At 32.9% G+C, this 23,615-nt stretch carries 21 protein-coding genes and 3 tRNA genes; 16 read left to right on the top strand and 8 right to left on the bottom strand.

Annotated features, from left to right (window positions below; all coding sequences use genetic code 11):
• Window positions 1-184 precede the first annotated feature (184 nt).
• Genes nagB through ACYIAL_RS08905 form a run of 3 tightly spaced genes read left to right on the top strand, consistent with a single transcriptional unit; the run spans window position 185 to window position 3,410 of the window.
• Entirely contained in the window at window positions 185-991 is an 807-nt protein-coding gene (gene nagB / locus ACYIAL_RS08915; protein WP_065637948.1) for a glucosamine-6-phosphate deaminase, read from the top strand.
• Between the two features lie 11 nt (window positions 992-1,002).
• A complete protein-coding gene (gene nagA / locus ACYIAL_RS08910; protein ID WP_483751464.1) occupies window positions 1,003-2,145 on the top strand; it encodes an N-acetylglucosamine-6-phosphate deacetylase in 1,143 nt (380 codons plus the stop codon).
• A 35-nt stretch (window positions 2,146-2,180) separates the two neighbouring features.
• Window positions 2,181-3,410, top strand: coding sequence for an ROK family protein (locus ACYIAL_RS08905; RefSeq protein WP_174796475.1), 1,230 nt, complete (start codon window positions 2,181-2,183; stop codon window positions 3,408-3,410).
• A gap of 57 nt (window positions 3,411-3,467) precedes the next feature.
• Here the strand turns inward: ACYIAL_RS08905 and asd are convergent, their stop codons facing one another.
• The 3 genes from asd to ACYIAL_RS08890 all read right to left on the bottom strand — a co-directional run bounded on the left by asd (window position 3,468) and on the right by ACYIAL_RS08890 (window position 5,769).
• Window positions 3,468-4,571, bottom strand: a complete 1,104-nt coding sequence (gene asd, locus ACYIAL_RS08900) for an aspartate-semialdehyde dehydrogenase (RefSeq protein WP_174796474.1) — start codon at window positions 4,569-4,571, stop codon at window positions 3,468-3,470.
• A gap of 1,020 nt (window positions 4,572-5,591) precedes the next feature.
• Window positions 5,592-5,668 (bottom strand) — tRNA-Pro (locus tag ACYIAL_RS08895).
• A gap of 25 nt (window positions 5,669-5,693) precedes the next feature.
• A tRNA-His gene (locus tag ACYIAL_RS08890) sits at window positions 5,694-5,769 on the bottom strand.
• 816 nt (window positions 5,770-6,585) lie between these two features.
• Here ACYIAL_RS08890 and ACYIAL_RS08885 point away from each other — a divergent pair.
• Together ACYIAL_RS08885 and ACYIAL_RS08880 are read left to right on the top strand one after the other, a co-directional pair.
• Entirely contained in the window at window positions 6,586-7,266 is a 681-nt protein-coding gene (locus ACYIAL_RS08885; protein ID WP_483751484.1) for a response regulator transcription factor, read from the top strand.
• A gap of 19 nt (window positions 7,267-7,285) precedes the next feature.
• Window positions 7,286-8,584, top strand: a complete 1,299-nt coding sequence (locus ACYIAL_RS08880) for an ATP-binding protein (protein ID WP_174796473.1) — start codon at window positions 7,286-7,288, stop codon at window positions 8,582-8,584.
• Window positions 8,585-8,594: 10 nt separating this feature from the next.
• Here the strand turns inward: ACYIAL_RS08880 and ACYIAL_RS08875 are convergent, their stop codons facing one another.
• A complete protein-coding gene (locus ACYIAL_RS08875; RefSeq protein ID WP_483751463.1) occupies window positions 8,595-9,344 on the bottom strand; it encodes a M15 family metallopeptidase in 750 nt (249 codons plus the stop codon).
• A 158-nt stretch (window positions 9,345-9,502) separates the two neighbouring features.
• Here ACYIAL_RS08875 and rlmN point away from each other — a divergent pair, with 158 nt between their 5' ends.
• The 3 genes from rlmN (at window position 9,503) to ACYIAL_RS08860 (ending at window position 11,917) form a co-directional block, all read left to right on the top strand.
• Window positions 9,503-10,636 (top strand): dual-specificity RNA methyltransferase RlmN, encoded by a 1,134-nt coding sequence (rlmN, locus tag ACYIAL_RS08870; protein WP_342354061.1) that lies wholly within the window; start codon window positions 9,503-9,505, stop codon window positions 10,634-10,636.
• 27 nt (window positions 10,637-10,663) lie between these two features.
• Window positions 10,664-11,278, top strand: a complete 615-nt coding sequence (locus tag ACYIAL_RS08865; RefSeq protein WP_174796470.1) for a tetratricopeptide repeat protein — start codon at window positions 10,664-10,666, stop codon at window positions 11,276-11,278.
• 63 nt (window positions 11,279-11,341) lie between these two features.
• Window positions 11,342-11,917, top strand: a complete 576-nt coding sequence (locus ACYIAL_RS08860) for a manganese efflux pump MntP (RefSeq protein WP_174796469.1) — start codon at window positions 11,342-11,344, stop codon at window positions 11,915-11,917.
• Between the two features lie 497 nt (window positions 11,918-12,414).
• On the opposite strand, the gene groL is transcribed toward ACYIAL_RS08860, so the two are convergent.
• The 3 genes from groL to ACYIAL_RS08845 all read right to left on the bottom strand — a co-directional run bounded on the left by groL (window position 12,415) and on the right by ACYIAL_RS08845 (window position 14,985).
• Window positions 12,415-14,061 (bottom strand): chaperonin GroEL, encoded by a 1,647-nt coding sequence (gene groL / locus ACYIAL_RS08855; RefSeq protein WP_174796468.1) that lies wholly within the window; start codon window positions 14,059-14,061, stop codon window positions 12,415-12,417.
• A 47-nt stretch (window positions 14,062-14,108) separates the two neighbouring features.
• Window positions 14,109-14,402, bottom strand: coding sequence for a co-chaperone GroES (locus ACYIAL_RS08850; RefSeq protein ID WP_034915350.1), 294 nt, complete (start codon window positions 14,400-14,402; stop codon window positions 14,109-14,111).
• 145 nt (window positions 14,403-14,547) lie between these two features.
• A complete protein-coding gene (locus tag ACYIAL_RS08845) occupies window positions 14,548-14,985 on the bottom strand; it encodes an FxsA family protein (RefSeq protein WP_174796467.1) in 438 nt (145 codons plus the stop codon).
• A 159-nt stretch (window positions 14,986-15,144) separates the two neighbouring features.
• On the opposite strand from ACYIAL_RS08845, the gene ACYIAL_RS08840 reads away from it, so the two are divergent.
• The 8 genes from ACYIAL_RS08840 to ACYIAL_RS08805 all read left to right on the top strand — a co-directional run bounded on the left by ACYIAL_RS08840 (window position 15,145) and on the right by ACYIAL_RS08805 (window position 22,925).
• Window positions 15,145-15,220 (top strand) — tRNA-Phe (locus ACYIAL_RS08840).
• A 446-nt stretch (window positions 15,221-15,666) separates the two neighbouring features.
• Window positions 15,667-16,539: a phosphorothioated DNA-binding restriction endonuclease gene (locus tag ACYIAL_RS08835; RefSeq protein ID WP_483748004.1), complete on the top strand. Its 873-nt coding sequence runs from the start codon at window positions 15,667-15,669 to the stop codon at window positions 16,537-16,539.
• 5 nt (window positions 16,540-16,544) lie between these two features.
• Window positions 16,545-17,396, top strand: coding sequence for an HNH endonuclease (locus ACYIAL_RS08830; protein ID WP_483751462.1), 852 nt, complete (start codon window positions 16,545-16,547; stop codon window positions 17,394-17,396).
• Complete coding sequence (locus ACYIAL_RS08825) at window positions 17,389-17,778, top strand: (deoxy)nucleoside triphosphate pyrophosphohydrolase (RefSeq protein WP_483751461.1); 390 nt, start codon at window positions 17,389-17,391, stop codon at window positions 17,776-17,778. Before ACYIAL_RS08830 ends, ACYIAL_RS08825 begins: the two co-directional genes overlap by 8 nt.
• Before the next feature lie 75 nt (window positions 17,779-17,853).
• Window positions 17,854-19,044: an Eco57I restriction-modification methylase domain-containing protein gene (locus ACYIAL_RS08820; protein WP_483751460.1), complete on the top strand. Its 1,191-nt coding sequence runs from the start codon at window positions 17,854-17,856 to the stop codon at window positions 19,042-19,044.
• Window positions 19,041-19,946 (top strand): phosphoribosyltransferase-like protein, encoded by a 906-nt coding sequence (locus ACYIAL_RS08815; protein ID WP_483751459.1) that lies wholly within the window; start codon window positions 19,041-19,043, stop codon window positions 19,944-19,946. The genes ACYIAL_RS08820 and ACYIAL_RS08815 overlap by 4 nt, the downstream gene beginning before the upstream one ends.
• Window positions 19,947-19,950: 4 nt before the next feature.
• Window positions 19,951-21,978 (top strand): ORC-CDC6 family AAA ATPase, encoded by a 2,028-nt coding sequence (locus ACYIAL_RS08810; protein WP_483751458.1) that lies wholly within the window; start codon window positions 19,951-19,953, stop codon window positions 21,976-21,978.
• Window positions 21,975-22,925, top strand: coding sequence for a hypothetical protein (locus tag ACYIAL_RS08805; protein WP_483751457.1), 951 nt, complete (start codon window positions 21,975-21,977; stop codon window positions 22,923-22,925). Before ACYIAL_RS08810 ends, ACYIAL_RS08805 begins: the two co-directional genes overlap by 4 nt.
• 68 nt (window positions 22,926-22,993) lie before the next feature.
• On the opposite strand, the gene ACYIAL_RS08800 is transcribed toward ACYIAL_RS08805, so the two are convergent.
• The coding region (locus ACYIAL_RS08800; RefSeq protein ID WP_483751456.1) for an IS3 family transposase at window positions 22,994-23,615 on the bottom strand (622 nt) is incomplete at its 5' end.

Genomic DNA, 23,615 nt, shown 5'->3' with positions numbered 1-23,615 from the left:
GATGATAAGTAAGACTTCTTTATTTCACTCTATATTATTTTACTTCGCAAATTAATTATTACTTTTTTGTGACAAAAATCACTATATTTTTTGATTAATTGTCTTAATATAGTACAATTAATCCAACATATTTTACTTTTAAAAAAAAGAATTTATTTAATTATATCAAAAGAGGTGATATCTCATGAGACTTATTCCTTTAGACAATGCACAAGAAGTCGGTGCTTGGGTTGCACAGCGTATTGTGAATAAAATTAACCAATTTAAACCGACAGCAGATCGACCATTTTTACTAGGTCTACCAACCGGCAGCTCGCCATTAGTCATGTATCAACAATTAATCAAACATTATAAAGCCGGTCATGTTAGCTTTAAACATGTAGTAACGTTTAATATGGATGAATATGTTGGTTTGCCAGAAGATCATCCGCAAAGTTATCACACATTTATGTACGAAAATTTCTTTAATCATATTGATATTGATAAAAACAACATCCATATATTAAATGGTAATGCGCCAGATATTGATGAAGAATGTCGTCAATATGAAGCGAAGATCAAAGCTTATGGCAAAATCAATATTTTTGTAGGTGGTGTTGGTCAAGATGGACATATCGCATTTAATGAACCAGGATCTTCGCTTTGCTCTCGCACTCGCATCAAAACATTAACTGAAGATACACGCATTGCTAATTCTCGCTTTTTTGATAATGATGTTAATCAAGTACCAAAACATGCGCTAACTATCGGTGTTGCCACTTTAATGGATGCTCAGGAAGTGATTTTATTAGTTTGTGGTCATAACAAAAGTTTAGCGTTACAAGCTGGTGTTGAAGGTAGTGTTAATCATCTTTGGACAGTGACTGCACTACAAATGCATCGAGCTTCAATCATTGTTTGTGATGAACCAAGTACTGATGATCTTAAAGTGAAAACATTAAAATATTTTAAACAAATGGAAGCTGATAATCTTAAAGTGACCGTTTTATAAAGGATAAATCAATGTACGCATTAACAAATTGTCGTATTTATACAGGTTATGAAATTCTTGAAAATCACGCCGTTATTATCAACGGCGGCAAAATCGCTAAAATCTGTAAACAAGACGAACTAACCCCAGATATCAAAATTGAAAATTTACAAGGTGCAATAGTTGCACCTGGATTTATTGATATCCAAGTCAATGGCTGTGGTGGGGTGCAATTTAATGAAACGCTTGATGCCCTAAGTATTGAAACATTAGAAGCAATGCAAGCAACAAATCTAACTTATGGATGTACGAGTTATTTACCGACTTTAATTACATCAACTGATGAATTTATGATAAAGGCGGTTAAAGTGATGCGTGAATATTTAGCTACGCATGCCAATCAAGCACTTGGTTTACACCTTGAAGGTCCCTATATTAGTCTAGAAAAGAAAGGGATCCATGATGAAAATATTATTCGTCAGCCTTCGCAAGAAATGATTGATTTTCTATGTGAAAATGCTGATGTCATTAAAATTATTACCTTAGCACCAGAAAAAGTTGAAAGTCATTTTATCAAGCAACTGGTTAACGCAGGTATTCATGTTTCTGTTGGGCATTCCAATGGTCATTATGATGATTGTCGCCGTGGATTTAACGATGGTATTCGTTTAGGAACACACCTATTTAATGCCATGCCTTATATTTCTGGACGCGAACCGGGTGTAGTTGGTGCAATTTATGATGAGCCAGAAGTTTATGTTGGTATTATTGCCGATGGTCAACATGTGAGCTGGGCAAATATCCGCAACAGCCATAAAATCAAACAAGATCACTTAATTTTAGTTACCGATGCAATGTTACTTGCTGGCTCTAATTTATCATCAGCTGTATTTGCGGGTAAAACCATTTATTACAAAGATGGACGATGTGTTGATGAAAACGGCACATTAGGTGGTTCGTCCTTAACCATGATCGACGCGGTAAAAAATGCCGTCGAATATGTAGGTATTGCTTTAGATGAAGCATTAAGAATGGCAACACTTTATCCCGCCAAAGCAATCGGTGTAGATAAAGATCTTGGCAGTATTACTGAAGGTAAAATTGCCAACTTAGTTATTTTTAATCGTGATTTTACGGTCACTAAAACCATTGTAAATGGAGAAATACATCATTAGAATGCAGATAGTTAATAAAAATATTGAGATATAATATGTTATTTAATTATCTGAATTTAGTTGGGAATGCTGAACTAATTAAACAACTTAACTATGCAATGATCTACCGTTTAATTGTTCAGCAAGCTCCTATTTCTCGTATACAACTGGCTGAAATTAGTCAATTAGCACCAGCCAGTATCACAAAAATTACTCGGCAATTATTAAAAAATAAGCTAATTAAAGAAATTGATGCCCAGCAATCAACAGGTGGTCGACCTGCGGTTTCCATTGAAGCTAAATTTGGACATTACCAAGCCATTGCGGTGCAATTAAGCCGCTTTCATGTCACTATTGAACTTTTTGACTTAGGATCTAAATGCCTAATCTCCAAAAGATATCCTTTGACTCATTTTACCGAACAGCAAGTACAAGCATATTTAATCACATTAATTGAAGAATTCATTGAGAAAAATAGAAAAAAAATAAAGCAGTTAATTGCAATATCCATTGTACTTCCGGGCTTAATTGATTCGGTCAATGGCATTGTCCGCTATACACCGCATATTCAAGTGAAAGAGTGGGCTCTAGCTGAAGTACTACAAAAACAATTCAATGTATCTATTTTTGTTGGGAATGATATTCAAAGCTTAGCATTAGCTGAAAGTTATTTTGGAACAACACAGCATGTTGATGACTCCATTTTAATCCGTGTACACCGTGGTGTAGGCTCTGGCGTTATTGTTAATCAACAATTGCTGACAAATCACAATCAAAGCGCTTGCGAAGTTGGTCACATTCAAGTTGATGCGTTAGGCGAACGATGCCATTGTGGTAACTTTGGTTGTTTAGAAAACCGTGTAGTCAATAAAGCTATTGAAAACCGAGCGAAACAGATGATTGAGCAAGGCTATAGATCAAGATTAACAATAGATCACTGTGATATTAACCATATCTGTCAATATGCTAATCAAGGAGATGAGCTAGCGATAAAACTAGTCAAAGATGCGGGTGAAAACCTTGGCAGGGCAGTTGCAATTATGGTTAACATCTTCAATCCACAACGAATCGTATTAGCCGGTGAACTCACCAGGTCACCAGAAATACTATTAAATGCAGTCAATAGCGCATTAAATGCTCAAAGCTTAGAAGGTTTACGAAAAAATCTGACTATTACTTGCTCATCACTTAACGATAGATCAGCGATTGGCGCATTTGCATTAGTACAGCAAGCTTTATTTAATGGCTCATTATTAATGACATTGTTGGACGATAAAGAACAGTAATCGATCATAATAAATAATAAAGCCCGACCAATCGGGCTTTGCCATTTTATGTTTAATTTAGGCTAAAATGCGTAACATTCTTCGTAATGGTTCAGCCGCGCCCCATAATAATTGGTCACCAACAGTAAAGGCAGATAAATAATCTTTACCCATATTAAGTTTACGTAATCGGCCAACTGGTGTGGTTAAGGTACCTGTTACTGCGGCTGGTGTCAGCTCTCGCATGGAAATATCACGATCATTCGGCACGACTTTTACCCAATCATTATGAGCAGCAAGCAGTTTTTCAATTTCAGACACACTGATATCTTTTTTCAACTTAATAGTAAAAGCTTGGCTATGACAACGTAGTGCGCCAATACGAACACAAAGTCCATCAACAGGAATAATCTGACTCGTTCCTAAGATTTTGTTGGTCTCAGCTTGTCCTTTCCATTCTTCTTTACTTTGACCATTATCAAGCGCCTTATCGATCCAAGGAATTAAACTTCCTGCTAACGGTACACCAAAATTATCGATTGGTAAGCTACCATCACGCATTTTTTGGGTCACTTTTCTCTCAATATCTAAAATAGAAGAATGCGGATTTTGTAACTCTTTGGCAACCTCAGCATTTAGCATCCCCATTTGAGTAAGCAGTTCACGCATATGGCGCGCACCACCACCTGAAGCTGCTTGATAAGTTGAAACCGAAACCCAATCAATAAGGTTTTCAGCAAATAAACCACCAAGAGACATTAACATTAAGCTCACAGTACAGTTACCACCAACAAAAGTTTTAATACCTTTATCTAAAGCAGCATGAATGTTAGCTTTGTTCACAGGATCGAGCACAATGATTGCATCATCTTCCATACGTAATGTTGATGCCGCATCAATCCAATAACCTTGCCAACCCGTTGCACGTAATTTTGAATAAATTTCGGAGGTGTAATCGCCACCTTGGCAAGTAACAATAATATCTAACGCTTTTAATGCATCAATATTATCTGCACTTTGCAATGTGCCTGTTTTACTGCCAAAAGTAGGAGCTGCTTGACCTGCTTGAGAGGTAGAAAAGAAAACAGGATTGATATAATCAAAATCATGTTCTTCAACCATACGTTGCATAAGAACAGACCCCACCATTCCACGCCAACCGACAAAACCAACATTTTTCATAATTTATTCCCAATACCTAGAGGTTATATAAAGAGATATTTTTATCTATTAAAACAAAATATCACCATAAAACAAGTCAGATAAGAATTATTTTTGTAGGCAGGGATATAATAACATGGTGTTATATATTGAAAGAGAAAACAATTACAATAACTAACAGAAAAAATGAATCATCATCTGCAACCAAATACCGCTTCTAGATAATACATTCACTACTTTAACAACTTGATTCATTTTATATTTATTGAAATGATTTGGTTACTAGTTGATTTATTTGTAACAACTTATATGTACCTAACGTATTTCTTGGTTAGGTAATTCCTACACATGAAGATATAAGCATTATTGCTGATTAAATTATTTATAGAACCATTTATTATAAAATTTGGTGACAGAATTAACTATCATCTTTAAATTAGCAAATACACCAAATATAGGATGAGATCTGTGTTTTGTATTTAAATTTACGCGCAGCTTGACTGCGTAATGCTAGTGCTTCAACAACCGACTTACTATTCTTTCTAAAACAACATATTCCTCATCAAGAATATCATGGTCTAAACTTGGGACTCCTAAACGTACTTTTATGAGCCAATAGAGATGGCATTGGTTAAGGCATAATTCCCCAATTGTTGTTTAAAGTCACAACTAAATTTTTTGACAACAATATGTGCTGCTATGATTTTTATTTATACTATAGCGATCATCTTTCTCCTCTTTTTGGCAAGGAGAAATAAGTTGCCATCTGATTCCAATAAGATGAAACGGTATAGAATCCAGAATAATTTTTACAAGCAGAAGACTAAAATAAAAGCAAAACGGTCAAAAATGCGTGTCGAGAACAAAACATACGTTAGCATAAAAAACTAAGGCAAAGCGAATTGCAACTAGCTGATAACCGAAACAGTCAGGGAAATGAATAATAAGCAACACCAATGATGAAAAGAGGAGGCTATCTGAATTTTTGATAGAAGATAATAAAAAAGCCCACTTGGATAAGTAGACTTTTTTATTGAAATTTGGTCGGCGAGAGAGGATTCGAACCTCCGACCCACTGGTCCCAAACCAGTTGCGCTACCAAGCTGCGCTACTCGCCGTTAGATGCTCTTTGCGTTCTATAAATGGGGTGGCTAATGGGATTCGAACCCACGACAACTGGAATCACAATCCAGGGCTCTACCAACTGAGCTATAGCCACCATAGAAGCAGGACGAAATATTACGCATAAAAAATAACATTGTCCAGCAGAATTTTAAAAAAACTCACTGATTGATTATATAAGAAGCGCTAAAAGTATAAAATTTGACAACTTTCAATTCACTCTTTAGTAAAGGCACTTTTGGCTGAAATACTGATTTCTTTGTTGGATCGATTATTGTTAGCAATTTTAACACGCCCAAATCAATGAGTTGCTAGCAATCCCTTTTTAGCATAATGTTTTGGTACTTTAAGTTCAACATTAGCACATCAGTAACTACGCCTGTAAGCTATGGCTGTTCACATATACCTTAGATTCTAAAGATAATGGGCATGCTTTTTTATTAAATTAGGAAAACATAAGCATTTTTTAATGGTCAGTTTTAGCTATTTGGCAGTAACAGAAGCAGAAAAGACAACAATATTGGTTTTGTCAATCCTAAAGCCTGTAAGACGTCAAACTTCAGCAAATTTATTCTTTCCTAATTACTTGTGGTTTTATTTTTTATCTCCATATTCTATCCATAAAGTAGATATTTGATGATAAAACATTAACATATTACTTTATTATACCTTAGCAGAGAATTGAATGATGTAATTGCAGAATAAACAATCAATTCTACTTATATTCTTGGGTTAGAACATATGCTACAACATATAGCTAACCTAAAACTTTTTTACATTATTAATAACAGTAAATTAAAACATCAGGGATCGTTCAAAATATGTAATATTTTAGTAAAAGAACCTGACTTTTTTTTTATTATTGCAATAATGTAAAAATCTAAATTAAATAACAATGGCGATTGCGATTATGATAAATATTTTATTAATTGATGATGATATTGAACTATCACAAATGCTTAGCGAATATTTGACTAATGAAGGTTTTAATATCAAAAGTGTTTATTTAGGTAAAGATGGTATTGATGAAGCATTATCAGGAAAATATCGTGCCGCAATTTTAGATGTCATGTTACCCGATATTAATGGCATTGATGTTCTTAAAAGCATACGACAACAATGTAATATGCCAGTTATTATGTTAACAGCCAAAGGCGACAATATTGATCGTGTATTGGGGTTAGAATTGGGGGCGGATGATTATATCCCTAAACCATGTTATCCTCGAGAATTATTAGCCAGATTACGTGCTGTTTTACGTCGTTTTGATGAACGTTCAGTTGAAATGGTTGATGATAAAAAATATCATTTTAATGGTTTAACTTTAGATCTACCACAACGATTATGTACTTGGAATGGACAAATCATTGATTTGACATCAACCGAGTTTAATTTATTAGTCTTATTGGTAAAACATAGTGAACGAGTGGTCACTAAAGAAGAGTTATCGGAAATCGGACTTGGTCGAGCACGAGAACTTTACGACCGCAGTGTCGATGTTCATATTAGTAATATTCGTCAAAAATTACATCAAATAGCACAAAATGATGTAACGATTGAAACAATTAGAGCGGTTGGTTACCGTATCCGTTAACGACCAATAGGCTTTTAGTATGAATCGTCGATTATTTTGGAAAATACTCATTATATTTTGGGTTATTTTTTATCTCACCTTCCAATTAACTTGGATTGCATTTTCGATTTATGTAGAAAATAAAAATCAAAGATTCCTCAATCATATGCCGACAAAAGTCGATATGATTGCTCAGTTATTACATGTGGCAGGTGAAGATGAAACACTTAATTTTATAGCACATTTGCCTGAACAAGAAAGGGCTTTACTATCAATAAAATTAGTTTCTCCAATAAATGAACAAGTCAATATACTGACCGATGAATTAGAAACACCAACATATGTTTATCAACGTATGGCAGCAGCGCCTGACGGAACGCTTTATTCTGTTTCATTTAAAGAAGATAAGGACGATCATACTAAAAAAACATTGTTCAATATGCCAATGCCAATAGTGTTAATGGGAATATGCGTTGGACTTGTCTTTAGTCTTTTTTTAGCATGGAATTTAACTAGGCCGATGAGACTATTAAGACAAGGTTTTTTCAGGGTCTCTCAAGGCGATCTTTCTGTCCGATTATTCAATAAATTAAAACCTCGCCGCGATGAGTTGAGTGAACTCGGTAAAGATTTTGATATGATGGTTGAACAACTTAATATATTGATATCTGATCGTCAATCTCTCCTTCATGACGTCTCACATGAGCTCAGAACGCCACTTGCTCGTTTACAGCTAGCAATTGGGCTTGCTCAACAAAATAAACAAAACATTGATACAGCTTTGGCTAGGATAGAGTTAGAATCACAACGATTAGATCAGCTAATTGGTGAGATTCTAAATTATTCTCGAGCCGAAATGAATAACCGCACCGATGAATATTTTGACTTAAAAGATTTAATAAGTGTAGTTATCAATGATGCTAACTATGAGGCGAATCACCAGTTAATTGATGTACATTTTATTTCATCACCAATTACTCATTCAATTGTTAAAGGCAATTCAGAACAAATACGCCGTGCTATTGAAAATATTATCCGTAATGCTATTCGCTTTTCACAGGCAGGACAAGCAGTAGAAGTTTCATTAAAAGAAACAGGCAAGTATTTGCAAATTGAAGTAAAAGATCGTGGACCTGGTGTTGAAGCTAATAAACTATCCAGTATTTTTGAACCGTTTGTTCGTATTCAGTCTCCGCAATTAGGCAAAGGTTATGGGTTAGGGTTAGCAATAGCCAGAAAGACTGTCATTATGCATAACGGTACTATCCAAGCAACTAATCGCGATGGTGGTGGTCTTATTGTAACAATAAGTTTGCCATATTGGAGAAAACTTCAATAATAAAAACATGTTAATAACAATCAGTATTAACAGTTAACACATACTCTTTAACTAGGTTTTCTAACTTGATTTTATCGTGACCTGTAAAAGTTAAGGCTTTCATGATAGCATTTGGATCGCTTTCTAATATAGCTTTATATTGTGCGATATATTGGCTAGCGATTGGTTTGTATGACCAATGCCATTCTTCAGGTTGATATCCTCTTTTTCTTCCATCATTAAATGCTTGGCAAAATCCATATTTGGGAAGATTTTCTTGAAGCCACTTATAAAGAATTACGCCTTTTTTATCATTTCTAAAATATTCAGAAGAAACACTCGTAATATCGATATCAGTACCCCAATGATGGCGAGAAGTACCTGGCATGGATGAGTATTTTAAAATCTGTTTCGCAATTTTTTGCGGATCATTGAGCTTAGCAAACAATGCATCCCATTTCCGTTGCCAAATTCCATTTTGGTAAGTGTAATTTCGCGTTGCACTTACTACAACAAAAGGAATATCTGGGTGAACTTTTTTAAAGTCATTATAAGCCTTTATAAGTTGTCTAGTTGGCTCTTTCTGCAGGTACATTCCTTTTTTATTAACAGGCAGTATGGTTGAGTCCAAGGCGATAAAGTTATCGTCTTTTTTTTCATCAAACTGTCCAATCAGTTTATTTAATGGGATTTGTTTTGCCATAGTAAAAGTAGAAAATAGAAGTAACGCTAAGTTTAAAGCCAACCTACCAGTTTTTTTAAATATTATGGATTTTATCATCTTTTAGCATTACCAATATTCTATTAGCCAGATTAAGTTAAAAACAGTATAATCTTTTTCCTAAAAATTGAAATAGCCATAATGTGTAAAAACGAGGCCTTATGTTAACACCATCTACATCCAACACGTCTATTAATTGTTCAGGCGTTACAAATACAATGAATCTTAATACAACTAATCACACAAACGAAAAAATAAATTTACTCAATTTTACACGCCAACAATTAAGAGAGTTTTTTATATCACTTGGCGAAAAGCCATTTCGAGCCGATCAAGTGATGAAATGGATCTATCATTTTGGGATAGATGATTTCGATAAAATGACCGATATCAATAAAAAGTTACGTGAGCAACTAAAAACTTTAGCTGAAATTAAAGCACCGATGATTGCAATGGAGCAACGCTCATCAGACGGCACAATTAAATGGGCGCTTGATGTTGGAAACAATCAAATGATTGAGTCTGTTTATATTCCTGAGCGTGATCGTGCAACATTATGTGTTTCATCACAAGTTGGCTGTGCATTAGCGTGTAAATTTTGTTCCACAGCACAACAAGGATTTAATCGAAATTTAACCGTTTCTGAAATTATTGGTCAAGTATGGCGGGCATCAAATGCTATTGGTGTAACCGGTAAACTGGCTGATAGACCTATCACCAATGTCGTTATGATGGGGATGGGAGAGCCACTACTTAATTTATCTAATGTGGCACCAGCTATGGAAATCATGTTAGATGATTTTGGTTATGGTTTATCAAAAAGACGTGTCACACTATCAACGTCAGGAGTTGTTCCCGCTTTAGATAAACTAGCTGGTATGATTGATGTAGCATTAGCAATCTCACTCCATGCGCCAAATGATACTATTCGCAGTGAAATTATGCCAATAAATGAAAAGTATAACATGGCAATGCTACGAGATTCTATTTTACGCTATCTTTCTACTTCAAATGCCAATCATGGTAAAGTAACAATTGAATATGTATTACTTAATCAAATTAACGATGGCGTTGAGCATGCGCACGAGCTGGCAAAATTTCTTAAAGATGTACCTAGTAAAATTAATTTAATTCCTTGGAATCCATTCCCTGGAGCACCGTATGCTCGCTGCTCTAATACACGCATTGACCGTTTTATGAAAACACTGATGGCATACGGTTTTACAGTAATTGTTCGTAAGACACGTGGTGATGATATTGATGCAGCATGTGGACAATTGGCTGGCGAGGTTGTTGACCGTACCAAAAGGACACTTTATAAAAAACAAAATCTAGTTCAGCAAACAATATAAAGATAACTCTTTATAAAGGAAGAATAGATGCAAAAATCGTTAATTATATCTAGCTGTTTTTTGATGGTGATACTATCAGGCTGTCAAATGAAAAACAGCAATGAGTTTGATCCAGAAAAGGCGGCTTTAGCTAGAATGCGACTTGGATTAGGTTATCTTGCTAAAGCAAATGAATCAGCAGAAAATATCAAAGCAGCACATTATAATCTAAAATTAGCGGCACAATATTCCCCAAATAATCCTAAAGTTATGTTAGCTATGGCAATGTTTGATCAGCATGTGGGTGAATACAAAGAAGCCGAAATAATTTACAAACGTATTACGCAAATGCAACCAGGTAATGGATTATATCATGTGCATTATGGTTCTTTTTTATGTGGTCGGGATCGTTATCAAGAAGCACAGCAGCAATTTCAGCAAAGCCTTGATTTAGATCGCCACCGTTGGAAAGCCGATGCTTATGAGCAATATGGCTATTGCGCTATCCAAAATAAAGATAAAAAAACAGCTGACTTAATGTTTAACCTACTTTTTCAATATGATGCAAACCGTCGAGATAGCGTCAAACAAACAGCTGAACTATATCAAAGTAAAGGCGATATTAAAGTCGCAAATTATTTATTTTCAGTAACAAAAAAATAAATCATAACAAATTATTATTTAATAATAATTAAATTAATATAATGTAAAGCAAGAGTATATGTCATGAGTTTTTGGGCTATTTTGTTGTTAGCACTGGCTATGTCAACCGATGCCTTTGCTGTCGCTGTATGTCGTGGAGTTACGCTTAAATCAACCCGATTTTTAGGGGCACTCAAAGTCGGTATTTTATTTGGTTTTGTCGAAGCTATTACGCCATTACTGGGTTGGTTAATTGGTTATATTGCACTGCAATATATCGAACAATGGGACCATTGGGTTGTTTTTGCTGTCATGTTATTTTTGGGTATTAACATGATTTACAGTAGTTTTAAAAATTCTGATGAAGATTGCCAAGATGATAATGGAGACTCATCAAAAAAATCTTCTTTAATATTAATTTTTACAGCAATATCAACCAGTATTGATGCATTTGCTGTTGGGATTGGACTGGCATTAGCAAGCGTCAATATCTTTTTTGCTGCAACAATGATTGGGATAGCAACCTGTTTAATGGTTACCATTGGGCTATTGGTAGGCAATAAATTAGGATGTTTAATTGGAAAGCGAGCAGAATTTTTAGGTGGCTTGGTACTTATTCTGATTGGTATAATTACACTTTATCAACACCTATCCAATTAACCTTTTCTGACTTTCATCTAGCATAATACCCCTTGATTTTTTAAAGGGGGAATTATCATAACAATATACTCTAACATTGAGATACGCAACGGGTAACATTGGAACCAATTTTGGTAATTTTCCATAAACCGTTACCACCTAAAGGTAACAGTTTATGAAAAGCACTTCTATTTGTCCTTTTTAAATTTTACAAAATGTCATATCAAAACTATGTGTATCTTGATTATAAACTGCTTTGAATGTGCCTTTATCATGATGGTTTTATAAATTGAGTAATCATTTGTTAACGATTAAGTTGCAAATCTTTACTGGCTAACATGACCATTTTTTTATTTTGTAGAATTTCTATATCAATTTATATTTTATATCTATCAATTAAATTTTATATTTTTATTTAGCTTTAACTAATAGTTCTCGGAAGGGGGAAATTATGAAAAAGCCATCTGCATCAGCGGATGGCTTAAGTTGATTTGTATCGGTTGGATTATCGCCGAAAATTACATCATTCCGCCCATACCACCCATGCCGCCCATACCACCAGCAGCACCTAAATCAGCTTTATCATCTTTAGGTAAATCTGTCACCATACATTCAGTAGTAATCATAAGACCAGCAACAGATGCAGCATATTGTAATGCACTACGAGTTACTTTAGTTGGATCTAAAATACCCATTGCAATCATGTCACCATATTCTTCAGTCGCAGCATTATAACCGTAGTTACCTTGACCACCTTTAACTGCATTGATAACAACAGATGCTTCTTCACCACAGTTAGTCACGATTTGGCGTAATGGTGCTTCCATTGCACGAAGTGCAACTTTGATACCGACGTTTTGATCTTCATTCGCACCTTTAAGTTCTACAATTGCCGACGCAGCACGAACAAGAGCAACACCACCACCAGCAACAACACCTTCTTCAACAGCTGCACGAGTTGCATGTAAAGCATCTTCTACGCGAGCTTTCTTCTCTTTCATTTCAACTTCAGTTGCAGCACCCACTTTAATGACAGCAACACCACCAGCAAGTTTGGCAACGCGTTCTTGAAGTTTTTCTTTATCATAATCAGAAGTTGATTCTTCGATTTGTTTACGGATTTGCTCAACACGAGCAGAGATTAAAGACTCTTCACCAACGCCATCAATAATTGTAGTATTGTCTTTATTGATAACAACACGTTTGGCTTGACCTAAATCTTCAAGTGTTGCTTTTTCAAGTTCTAAACCGATTTCTTCTGAAATAACAGTACCAGCAGTTAAGATAGCAATATCTTGTAACATTGCTTTACGACGATCACCAAAACCAGGTGCTTTTACCGCAGCAACTTTAACAATACCACGCATAGTATTAACAACTAATGTTGCTAATGCTTCACCTTCAACATCCTCTGCGATAATTAATAAAGATTTACCTGCTTTAGCTACAGCCTCTAAAACAGGTAATAATTCACGAATGTTAGAGATTTTTTTGTCTACTAATAAGATATAAGGGCTTTCTAATTCAACAGTTGCCGTTTCTGGTTTGTTGATAAAGTATGGAGATAAATAACCACGATCAAATTGCATACCTTCAACAACATCAAGCTCATCTTGTAAGCCTGTACCATCTTCAACGGTGATGACACCTTCTTTACCTACTTTTTCCATTGCTTGCGCAATTAAAGTACCAACAGTTTCATCCGAGTTTGCAGAAATTGTACCAACTTGTGCAATAGCTCTAGAATCGGCACATGGCGCAGATAATTTTTTAAGTTCTTCAACCGCAGCAACAACCGCTTTATCAATACCACGTTTTAAATCCATTGGATTCATACCCGCAGCAACAGCTTTTAAACCTTCATTAACAATTGCTTGAGCAAGCACGGTTGCAGTAGTTGTACCATCACCCGCTGCATCATTCGCTTTAGAAGCGACTTCTTTCACCATTTGTGCGCCCATGTTTTCGAATTTATCTTCTAATTCGATTTCGCGAGCAACAGAAACACCGTCTTTAGTAATTGTTGGTGCACCAAATGATTTATCTAATACTACATTACGTCCTTTTGGGCCTAAAGTCACTTTAACTGCATCAGCTAATACATTAACGCCTTGAAGCATTTTGATGCGAGCATCATTACCAAATTTTACATCTTTAGCTGCCATCTTCGTATTTCTCCTAAATTCTGTCTATAAGTTTAATTATTTGCTGGTTATGCTTGAACAATAGCTAGAATATCGCTTTCTGATAAGATAAGCACTTCTTCATTATCGATTTTTTCTGTTTTAACGCCATATCCTTCATTAAAAATTACGATATCACCAACTTTAACATCTAACGGCTGAACTTGGCCATTTTCTAAAATGCGACCATTACCAACAGCTAAAACTTCACCACGTGTTGATTTACCAGCTGCTGAACCAGTTAAAACAATACCACCAGCTGATTTAGATTCTACTTCTTTGCGTTTAATGATCACACGATCATGCAATGGACGAATTTTCATTAGTTATCTCCTAGCACTAATTTTTAAATAGACAATTATTAAAAATAAATCATAAAATTACGATTTTATAATATAGTTCACTTTACATGGGGACTATTTTAAAATCTTCAAGAGGAAAAAATTAAAAAAAATTCCAGTTGATTATTTATTCATCATCCTTACGTTTAAACTCTCCCTCAATAATATCCTCATTTTGGTAACGTGTTTGTGATGATGCAAATGTTGATTTAATCGGCATTTTTTTAACAATAAATTTAACAATATGTTCTTGAACATTGGGTATTAATAAAATTGCACCTAAGATATCCGTCAAAAAACCCGGGATAAGCAATAAAAAACCAGCAAAAAGCAAGGCTACACTTTTAATGATTTCATTTTTAGGACTTTGGTTATTTGCTATCTTTTGTTGCATAATACTAAGATTCTTTAAGCCTTGAGATTTAACTAATGAAAAACCAAGAATAGACGTTGCAATAATACAAATTAAAGCAAGGAAAACCCCCATTGTATTTGCAACTGTTATGAAAAAGCTAACCTCAAAATAAACATAAATAAAAAAAATAATAAAACCAATAAATCGCATATAACAATTCCTATAAGCATAGAGACATATTATTAGAAACTAGCTATTAATATGAAGATGATTAGCTATTTTTCAACCAAACGATATATTTTTTTCAAAATATCTTACAAAAGGGATTGACTGATAATCACGAATCGTGTTTAATGTGCATCCATTGTTGCCCGGATAGCTCAGTCGGTAGAGCAGGGGATTGAAAATCCCCGTGTCCGTGGTTCGATTCCGCGTCCGGGCACCAATCACCAAATTCTAAGACCTGCTTCTAGCAGGTTTTTTATACCTAAAGCCTTTTAAAATAAGCCTTTCACCTTGTTTCACCACTCAACCAAATTCAACTGAAATTACCCCAAATCAAGTGAAAAATCGGATACATTTGGTTCGATAATGGCGTGTATCCATAAAATGGCTTTAAAGATTGTTTATAAAAGTAATTATAGGAAACTATTGCTCTTAATGAATATATTCAATCTGTAGCAGATTTAATTAACTTTGCTTTCAATACTTACGTAATATCAGCTACAAATATGATTTAGATGATAATACTACTATAAGGCTTACTTAAATCTTATAACAATTACTTTTTTAGTTTTCCATTGTTTTACCTTAATGCATAAATTTTGTGAACTATTTCACAAAAATAATGTAATATTTGCAATATAAATTTATTTATTACATTCAGATAGTGTGAATATTCAAGAGTTAATACAAAAAATCACCGATATCACCATTTGGAAAAAAGGGGATCAACGAGCACCCCATAAACCATTATTGCTTCTATATGTACTATCACAATATAGACAAGGTCACAAGCGTTTATTTAATTATGGGACGGAAATTGAAACCCCGCTTTTTGATTTATTAAATCGCTTTGGGCCACAGGGAAATCATCATTATCCAAATATGCCTTTTTGGCGTTTACAAAGAGATGGCTTTTGGCAATTGACTAATATTGAAAATTGCATTAATAACAATAAACCGAGTAAAGAGCCAACCAGCAAGCAACTTACATCATGCCAAGTTTATGGTGGATTTGATGAACCAACCTACCAATATCTAACAAAACATCCTCTTGTTATTAATCAATTGGCTAAAAAGATTTTAAATCAGCACTTTCCCGAAAGTGTTCAGGAAAATTTAATCAATCAACTTGAATTTGATTTTACTGATTTTTACCGTCAACGAGATCCAAAGTTTAGACAGTTGGTGTTACGGGCTTACAACTATCAATGTGCTATCTGTGGTTACGATTTAAGGCATGACTCAGTTTCAATTGGTCTTGAAGCTGCCCATGTTAAATGGAAACAACATGGAGGGCCTTGTATTGTAAATAATGGTTTAGCTCTTTGTTCATTACATCACTCCGCTTTTGATATGGGCGTAATAGGTCTAAATAGTGACCTAAAAATCAAAATATCCAACGGTGCTAATGGTAATCAAATGGTAGAAAAGCTATTTTGGGATTTTGATGGTAAAAAAATTCTCTTACCAAGAACAAAAGAAGATTATTTACATGATCAGTTTATCGAATGGCATTTCAAGGAAGTGTTTAGGAAATAAGAATAATGAATAAAAATATCAAACAAATTGAACAGCTAATTCCAGGAACTGTCTTAAACAATCAACAACTATGTGAAATATTTAAATGTAGTCGTCAAGGTGGGATGCGTAAATCTAATACAACAAAAACTTTAGTGCTTATTACTAACCATGTTGAATCAGTTTACTCTGACGTTTGGGACAATGATATCTTGCATTACACAGGAATGGGGCAAAAAGGAGATCAAAGTCTAGACTTTATGCAGAATAAAACGCTAAATGAAATAGAGTCTAATGACATTAGAGTACATTATTTTGAAGTATTTAAATATAAAGAATATACCTATTCAGGTCATCTAGTTAGAGCAGGTGATCCTTATCAAACTAACCAACTTGATGTTAATCAGACCTTACGTAAGGTTTGGGTATTTCCGCTAAAACTGATTGAAAATAAATTACCTATTACTGTTTTTTCTGATTATAAAAAAGCTAGAGAAGAACAAGTACATAAGTACAAAGTTGATAAACTATTAGATAAAATTAAAAAGCAAAATACAAAACCAGGTAAACGAGATGTTGTTACGCTTCAATATATAAGAAGCCCTGAATTAGCAGAATTAATTAAACGTAGAGCTAACGGAAAGTGTGATCTTTGTGGAAATCCAGCACCTTTCACAACAAAAGATAAAATTCCTTATTTAGAATGCCACCATATCATTTGGCTGTCTCAAGGAGGCGAAGATTCTATAGAAAATACGGTTGCATTATGCCCCAATTGCCATCGAAAAATGCATATAGTAAAAGATGATAATGATATAGATAAATTAAAAACAATTGCAAATTTAAGAGCAAAAGAGGTTTCTCAAAAAAATGAATAAATTCATTCATGTTGTTGCTGCTGTAATTATCAAGGATGGAAAATTTCTTTGCGCTCAACGTGGTAATACAAAACACCTTGCTTATAAATGGGAATTCCCTGGCGGTAAAGTGGAATCAGGTGAACAATTAGAAGATGCTCTAATGCGTGAAATCAAAGAAGAACTCGGTTGTAGAATATCAATTAAAAATCATTTATTAACTACTGATCATATCTATGATTTTGGCACAGTAAAGATTGACGTTTTTGTTTGTGAACTTGTAGATGAACAACCACAATGTTTAGAACATAATGAAATTTGTTGGTTAGAGAGTAATGAATTGAGTGATCTTGATTGGGCTGAGGCTGATTTGCCTATTCTTACCTTTATTCATTTTCAATGATTTGATAGAATCTACTACTATAATATAATTTCAATGTAACATACCTTTCTGATTATATATTTATAGATGCTTATTATGCTTTCAAACACAGCTAAGACAAATGATAAAAAGAGTCTTTCTCAATTTTATACTAGTTATGATCTTGGTGTGAGAATGATATCCTTAATTTCTCTTAAAGAGAAAATTACAGATGTTGTTGATTTAAGTATTGGGGAAGGAGCCTTAATAGATAGTGTTATAAAAAGAAATCCTTATATCGAAGTGTTTGGTATTGATATTGATATTGAAAATATAAAAAAAATTAAAAAAAAATATGTTAATAATTCTTATTTTTTTCAGGGTGATTCAACAACAAAGTTTGTTTTTGATAAACTAAAAAAAGTAAGAGATAAATTTGACCTTGTTGTTGGGAATCCACCATTTAATTTAATTGAAGCACCCGAACATTTATGGAGTGCATTCCCCCATTTTTTCCCAAAAAATAAAAAAATTAAAACTGAAAATCTTTTTTTATTAAATGGCCTCAGCCTTTTAAAAAAAAATGGAACACTTGCCTACATTTTACCTAATGGTTTTTTTACAAATAATAGTGCTTCTCCGCTAAGAAAATTTATTTCAAATGCATATAGTATTATTGAAATAATGGATGTTTCTAGGGGGCATTTTTTAGGTACAGATGCAAAAACGCATATTATTATAATTAGAAATACGCCACCAATATCTAATACTATAAAATTGACACATATGGATAGTGAGTCCAAAGTCATTCATATAAGTAGACAAGATTTTATACATAGAGGGGATTATGATTTTTATCATAAGCCCAAAATTTTATCACACAAAGTTATAGAACAATTAGCTATTCAAGTTATTCGAGGAAGTATTTTTAATGATAAGAATAAAATAAGAGAAAAAAATAAATTTCTTCATACAACAGATTTTTCGAACTTATATAATGAGTTTAGCAATTCAATAAGAATAAGCACTGATGATGTCAGAATAGCAAAACAAGGTGATATTATTATTCCAAGAGTTGGTTCGAGATGTATTGGCAAAGTTGGCTTCATTATTTCAGGTTACTTTTATATTTCGGATTGTTTAATTATTATTCGATGCAATAATAGAAAGTTGCGGGGAAAAGTAATAAATAGCTTGTTATCTGAGGATGGGCAAAGTTGGTTGAAATCAATTGCAAGAGGAGTAGCAGCAAAACATTTAACAATTGATGATATCAAGCAGTTTCCAATTTTTGGGGAGAATGGATGATGATAAAAATACCATTACATTTCGAAGACTTATATAGAAAAAGTATTGATAAATTTTACAAATTAATTAAGTTACATTATTGGGAAACAATAGAGGAAGAAACTTTAACATTCTGGTTGAGTAACTTTGAATCAGAAGAAGAGCGTTATTTAGCTATTTCGATTTTAAATACCTTGATATTTAGAAATCAAAAATGTATAGAATCTTTTGGAGCTAACATTTTTCATATTATTTTACCCCAATTACTTTCAGATAATTCTATTTACGAAATAGAATCGATTCGCGAATGGGAGAAAATGCTTTCATCGCCCAACAATAAACATCTTTTCCCTTTTAGGTTTTCAACCATTGAAAATATTGATGGTTATCCAGCTAAAAGTGGATCTATAATTTATAGAAAATTACATCAAACTTATTTTGATAAAACTTTAGGAATAAATTGTGGAAAAATAAAAAATCTACCCGAAGAAATTAAAGCTATAATTTTATTTGATGATATTGTCGGAACTGGAGAGCAATTTAAAACATTTTATAATAAATACCATTTAGATAAATTAAACAAAAAAATTATATATATTCCTCTTGCCGCTCATAAAAAAAGCATCCAAAAATTGAATTTGGAGTATCATAATGTCATTATTCATCCTGTTGAAGAGATTAATGCCTCATGTGAATTTTTTAATGAACATAATAATTTCTTAAATCATGAAAAGGCGTTAACAAAAGAAATATTTTTAGAATTTTATCTTAGTTTCTGTAAAAAGAAAGGTATAAAATCAAAAGATAAACTTGGACATGGAGATATGGGGTTAACATATTGTTTTTCTGATTCGACGCCAAACAATAATTTAATCTTACTGAGTTATAAAGATCAGTCATGGCCTGGTTTACTAAAAAGGTAATCACATGGAAAAAAATAAAATTCTTTCTGAATTTTTTGCTAAAAATAGAGCAGAAGAGATGCCCGATGATGTTTGGGGGAGATATGTATTGCCATTTGGATATAAAGATATTGATTTGAGGCAATGGTCAAAGGCTTCTGTTATTGTGGGAGGGCGAGGTTCGGGGAAAACAATGTTTTTAAAATATCACTGTCATCCTACAATATTTAGTCCTTCAAGAAAAAAATTAGATGAATTATCGTTGCAAAATATAGGAATATATTGGCGCCCAGATACTTCTTTTACTCAACATTTAAATGAAGATTGGCTAAATAAACAATGGAATAGTAGTTTTCTAACATTTATGACACTTTCTATTTTAATTGAATTTTCTAGACTAATTAATAATATTATTAAGTCTAATATCGAAAATGGTGAATTAAAAGAAAAGTTAAAAAAAGTACCTTTGCCGCAAGTTATAAAAAAATCCCTAAAACTTAATGAAGATTCCTGTATTTATTTAAAAGATTCTGAAGAGTATTTTAATGATGCATTATTTTATCTATGTAACTGGGTTAATAATCCTAGAACAAATTCCTCTCCAATAACTTTAGATTTAAAGCAAACATTATTTGTAATAATTAATTGCATAAATTCAAGTTTAAATGAGCAATGTAAAACTTCTTATCATATATATATTGACGAATTCGAAAACCTTACAACCAGCCAACAAGAAATTATTAATACATTGATGAAGCATGGCATATCTCCGTTACTATTTAGCGTTGCCTATAAAAAAAATGCAAGTGTAACTTGTAAAACATTAAGTGACGAAAATATTGTACCAAGAAATGATTATCGAATAATTGACTTAGAAGAAAATTTTATAGATGATTTTGAGCTATTTTCCGCAGAAATTTTGGCTTTAAGATTAGAAAATTATCGATCTAATGATACATTAGATAGTGTTATAAAATGTTATTCTGATGAAATAACTTTAAAGGATCGACGAAAAGATGAATATAAAAAGTCAATTAAAGAATTAGCGTATTCATTTTTACCTGGTAAGTCTTATTCTGATATTTCTAATGAGATCTTATCTGATGAGGTTTTAAAAAGGAAACTAACCAATTGGATTGAAGATGGTTTAAAACTTCATGAGAAAAATGAAATAAAACCAATAGATTTTATAGATATTGATTTTCCTGAAGCATCAATTGTAAATGGGGCCCTTCTAAACAGAAAAAGAATAAATCCAACACAGTTATTAAATGAATTTTTAGGATATAAAAACAATAAGAAAGAAGATAGTCCGTATAAGGCATGGATTTCAAATAATTTAGTCGGTTCAATATTATATATTTACAATAGAATTTCTACTAGAGTTTGTCCTATCTATGCTGGATTTAACCAATTTCAGTTCATAGCTAAAGGAAATTTAAGACATTTTATTGAATTATGTTACCAATCAATAAAAAGAGCTGAGCAAAAATGTCTTTCCAGTAAAGATTATAATTTAGAGCAAATCCCAATTGAAATCCAAGCCCTGTCAACTTATAAAACAAGTAGTTTAGAATTAGAAAAGATTTCAGATTTAGGGCCAAATGGCTATCATTTAAAAAAAATTGCTAATAGGCTAGGTACATTATTTCAATTTATACAAAAACGAAAATCCCAAAGTGAGCCTGAAGTTAATCATTTTACCTTTGAACTATCAGATAAAAGCCAATTATCAAGCAATACTCAAAAGTTATTACAAGAAGCATTGGTGTGGTCTGTTTTATTTGAAGAGAAAAGTACTAAAATCAAATCAAACTCATCAATTGAGCCAAAAGACTATATACTACATCCTGTTTTATCTCCATATTTTGGTATTAGTTATCGTAAAAAAAGGAAAATTAAATTAACATTAAATGAGTTAAAAATTATCTTTGAAGGAGATGATAAATCTTATTCTAGATTTCTTAATGCTTTAACTGCGAAATGGGAAGGTGATATAGATCAAAGCACTTCAGATAACAATCCTCAAATACAGCAGTTAGGTCTTTTATGATAGAAATACAAAAAATTAAAAAATATAATGATTTAAATTTTCTTTCACACTTAGAATTTGATGTTTTTTATTATGGTAACGTTATTGATGAAAGAACAAATCATGTATTAGAAAATATAAGAGTACAAAATAAGTATAAAGTCAAATTCGATAAAGAAGGTTATAACTTGTGCATAAATAATAATACTATTTCATTGCGAGATCTTAGTAAATCAAAATTTTTCTGTGATTATAAAAAAATATTAATTGATTCAACATCTTTAGAATTTCCCGAGCTTTTATATTTATTGTATTCTGTTAAACAGAATTTAGATGATTTTAATATCACAGTATTGTATATAGAACCAAAATTTTATAGGAATAAGAAAGGAGAAAAATTAGCTATAGATGAAGAGTTTTCTTTTAGTGAAGATAAAAGCAACTTCTATGCTCTCCCTTTATTTTCAATTAATAGTGCCACTAATAATAAGAGTAAAACAGTTTTATTAACTTTTCTTGGATTTGAAAATTCTCGTCTAGGACAAATATTGGAATTAGATGATGGTAGTATTTATGGTCAACTTTTAGCATATGTTGCGGTTCCTGCCTATCAAGTTGGTTGGGAAAATATATCACTTCATAAACATCTAGACTATTTTGAACAAATCGAAACAAAGCTGAGAATTTATCCTAGCAACAATCCTTACCAAATAATTAAAGAATTAGGTAGAGTGTATAATTCTTATAGGAAATGTAATAGAGATCGTGAAAAAAATCTTGTAATTGCCTCTTTAGGAACTAAGCCTGCAACAATAGGAGCTGTGATTTTTTTAATCAATAATATTGATAAAAATACAAAAAATCAGAAAATAGGCGCAATTTATGACTACCCTGTAAAATTAAATGATAGAAGTAAAGGAATAGGGAATATTTATACATATACCTTATCAAAGTCAATTAATTCTTAGGCTAACTTGAGTATATTTTTGTAAATACCCCAAACTTAGTACAAGATTCAAGTAGAAAATCATGCTGCTTATTTTAGTGTTTTATACTCAATCGGTGTCATGTTATTTAGTGCTTCATGCGGTCTTTCGGTATTATAAATCGTTAACCATTCTTCGGTTATTCTCCTTGCTTGCACTAAGTTGTTAAAAAGATATAAATCGAGTACTTCAGTACGATAGGTACGATTAAATCGTTCAATATACCCGTTTTGATATGGGCTACCGGGCTCTATATAATCAATGTTTATACCATGTAACTTTGCCCAGTTTATAAAGGTTTTTCCTGTAAATTCTGGCCCATTATCGACTCGTATTTTTAATGGATACCCATGATATTCGGCCAGTTTATCTAAGTAACGGGTAACTCTCCCTGCCGGTAAGCTTACCGCAATATCAATGCCTAGCGCCTCACGATTAAAGTCATCGATGACATTGAATGTCCTAAAGCGACGTTGATTACCACTACTATCACTCATAAAATCCATTGACCAACATTCACCTTGTTTATTGGGTACTAATAACCTTTCCGGGCATCGTGGAGGAATGCGTTTTTTACGCTTTACCCTGAGATTAAGCTTTAATTCACAATACACCCGTTTATGATTCCATTTATAGCCGAGCTTTCTGATGCGATTAAAGCATTTAGGAAAG

This window comes from Gilliamella sp. X-57 (genome assembly GCF_057063565.1).
This window is presented reverse-complemented; position numbering and strand designations above follow the sequence as displayed.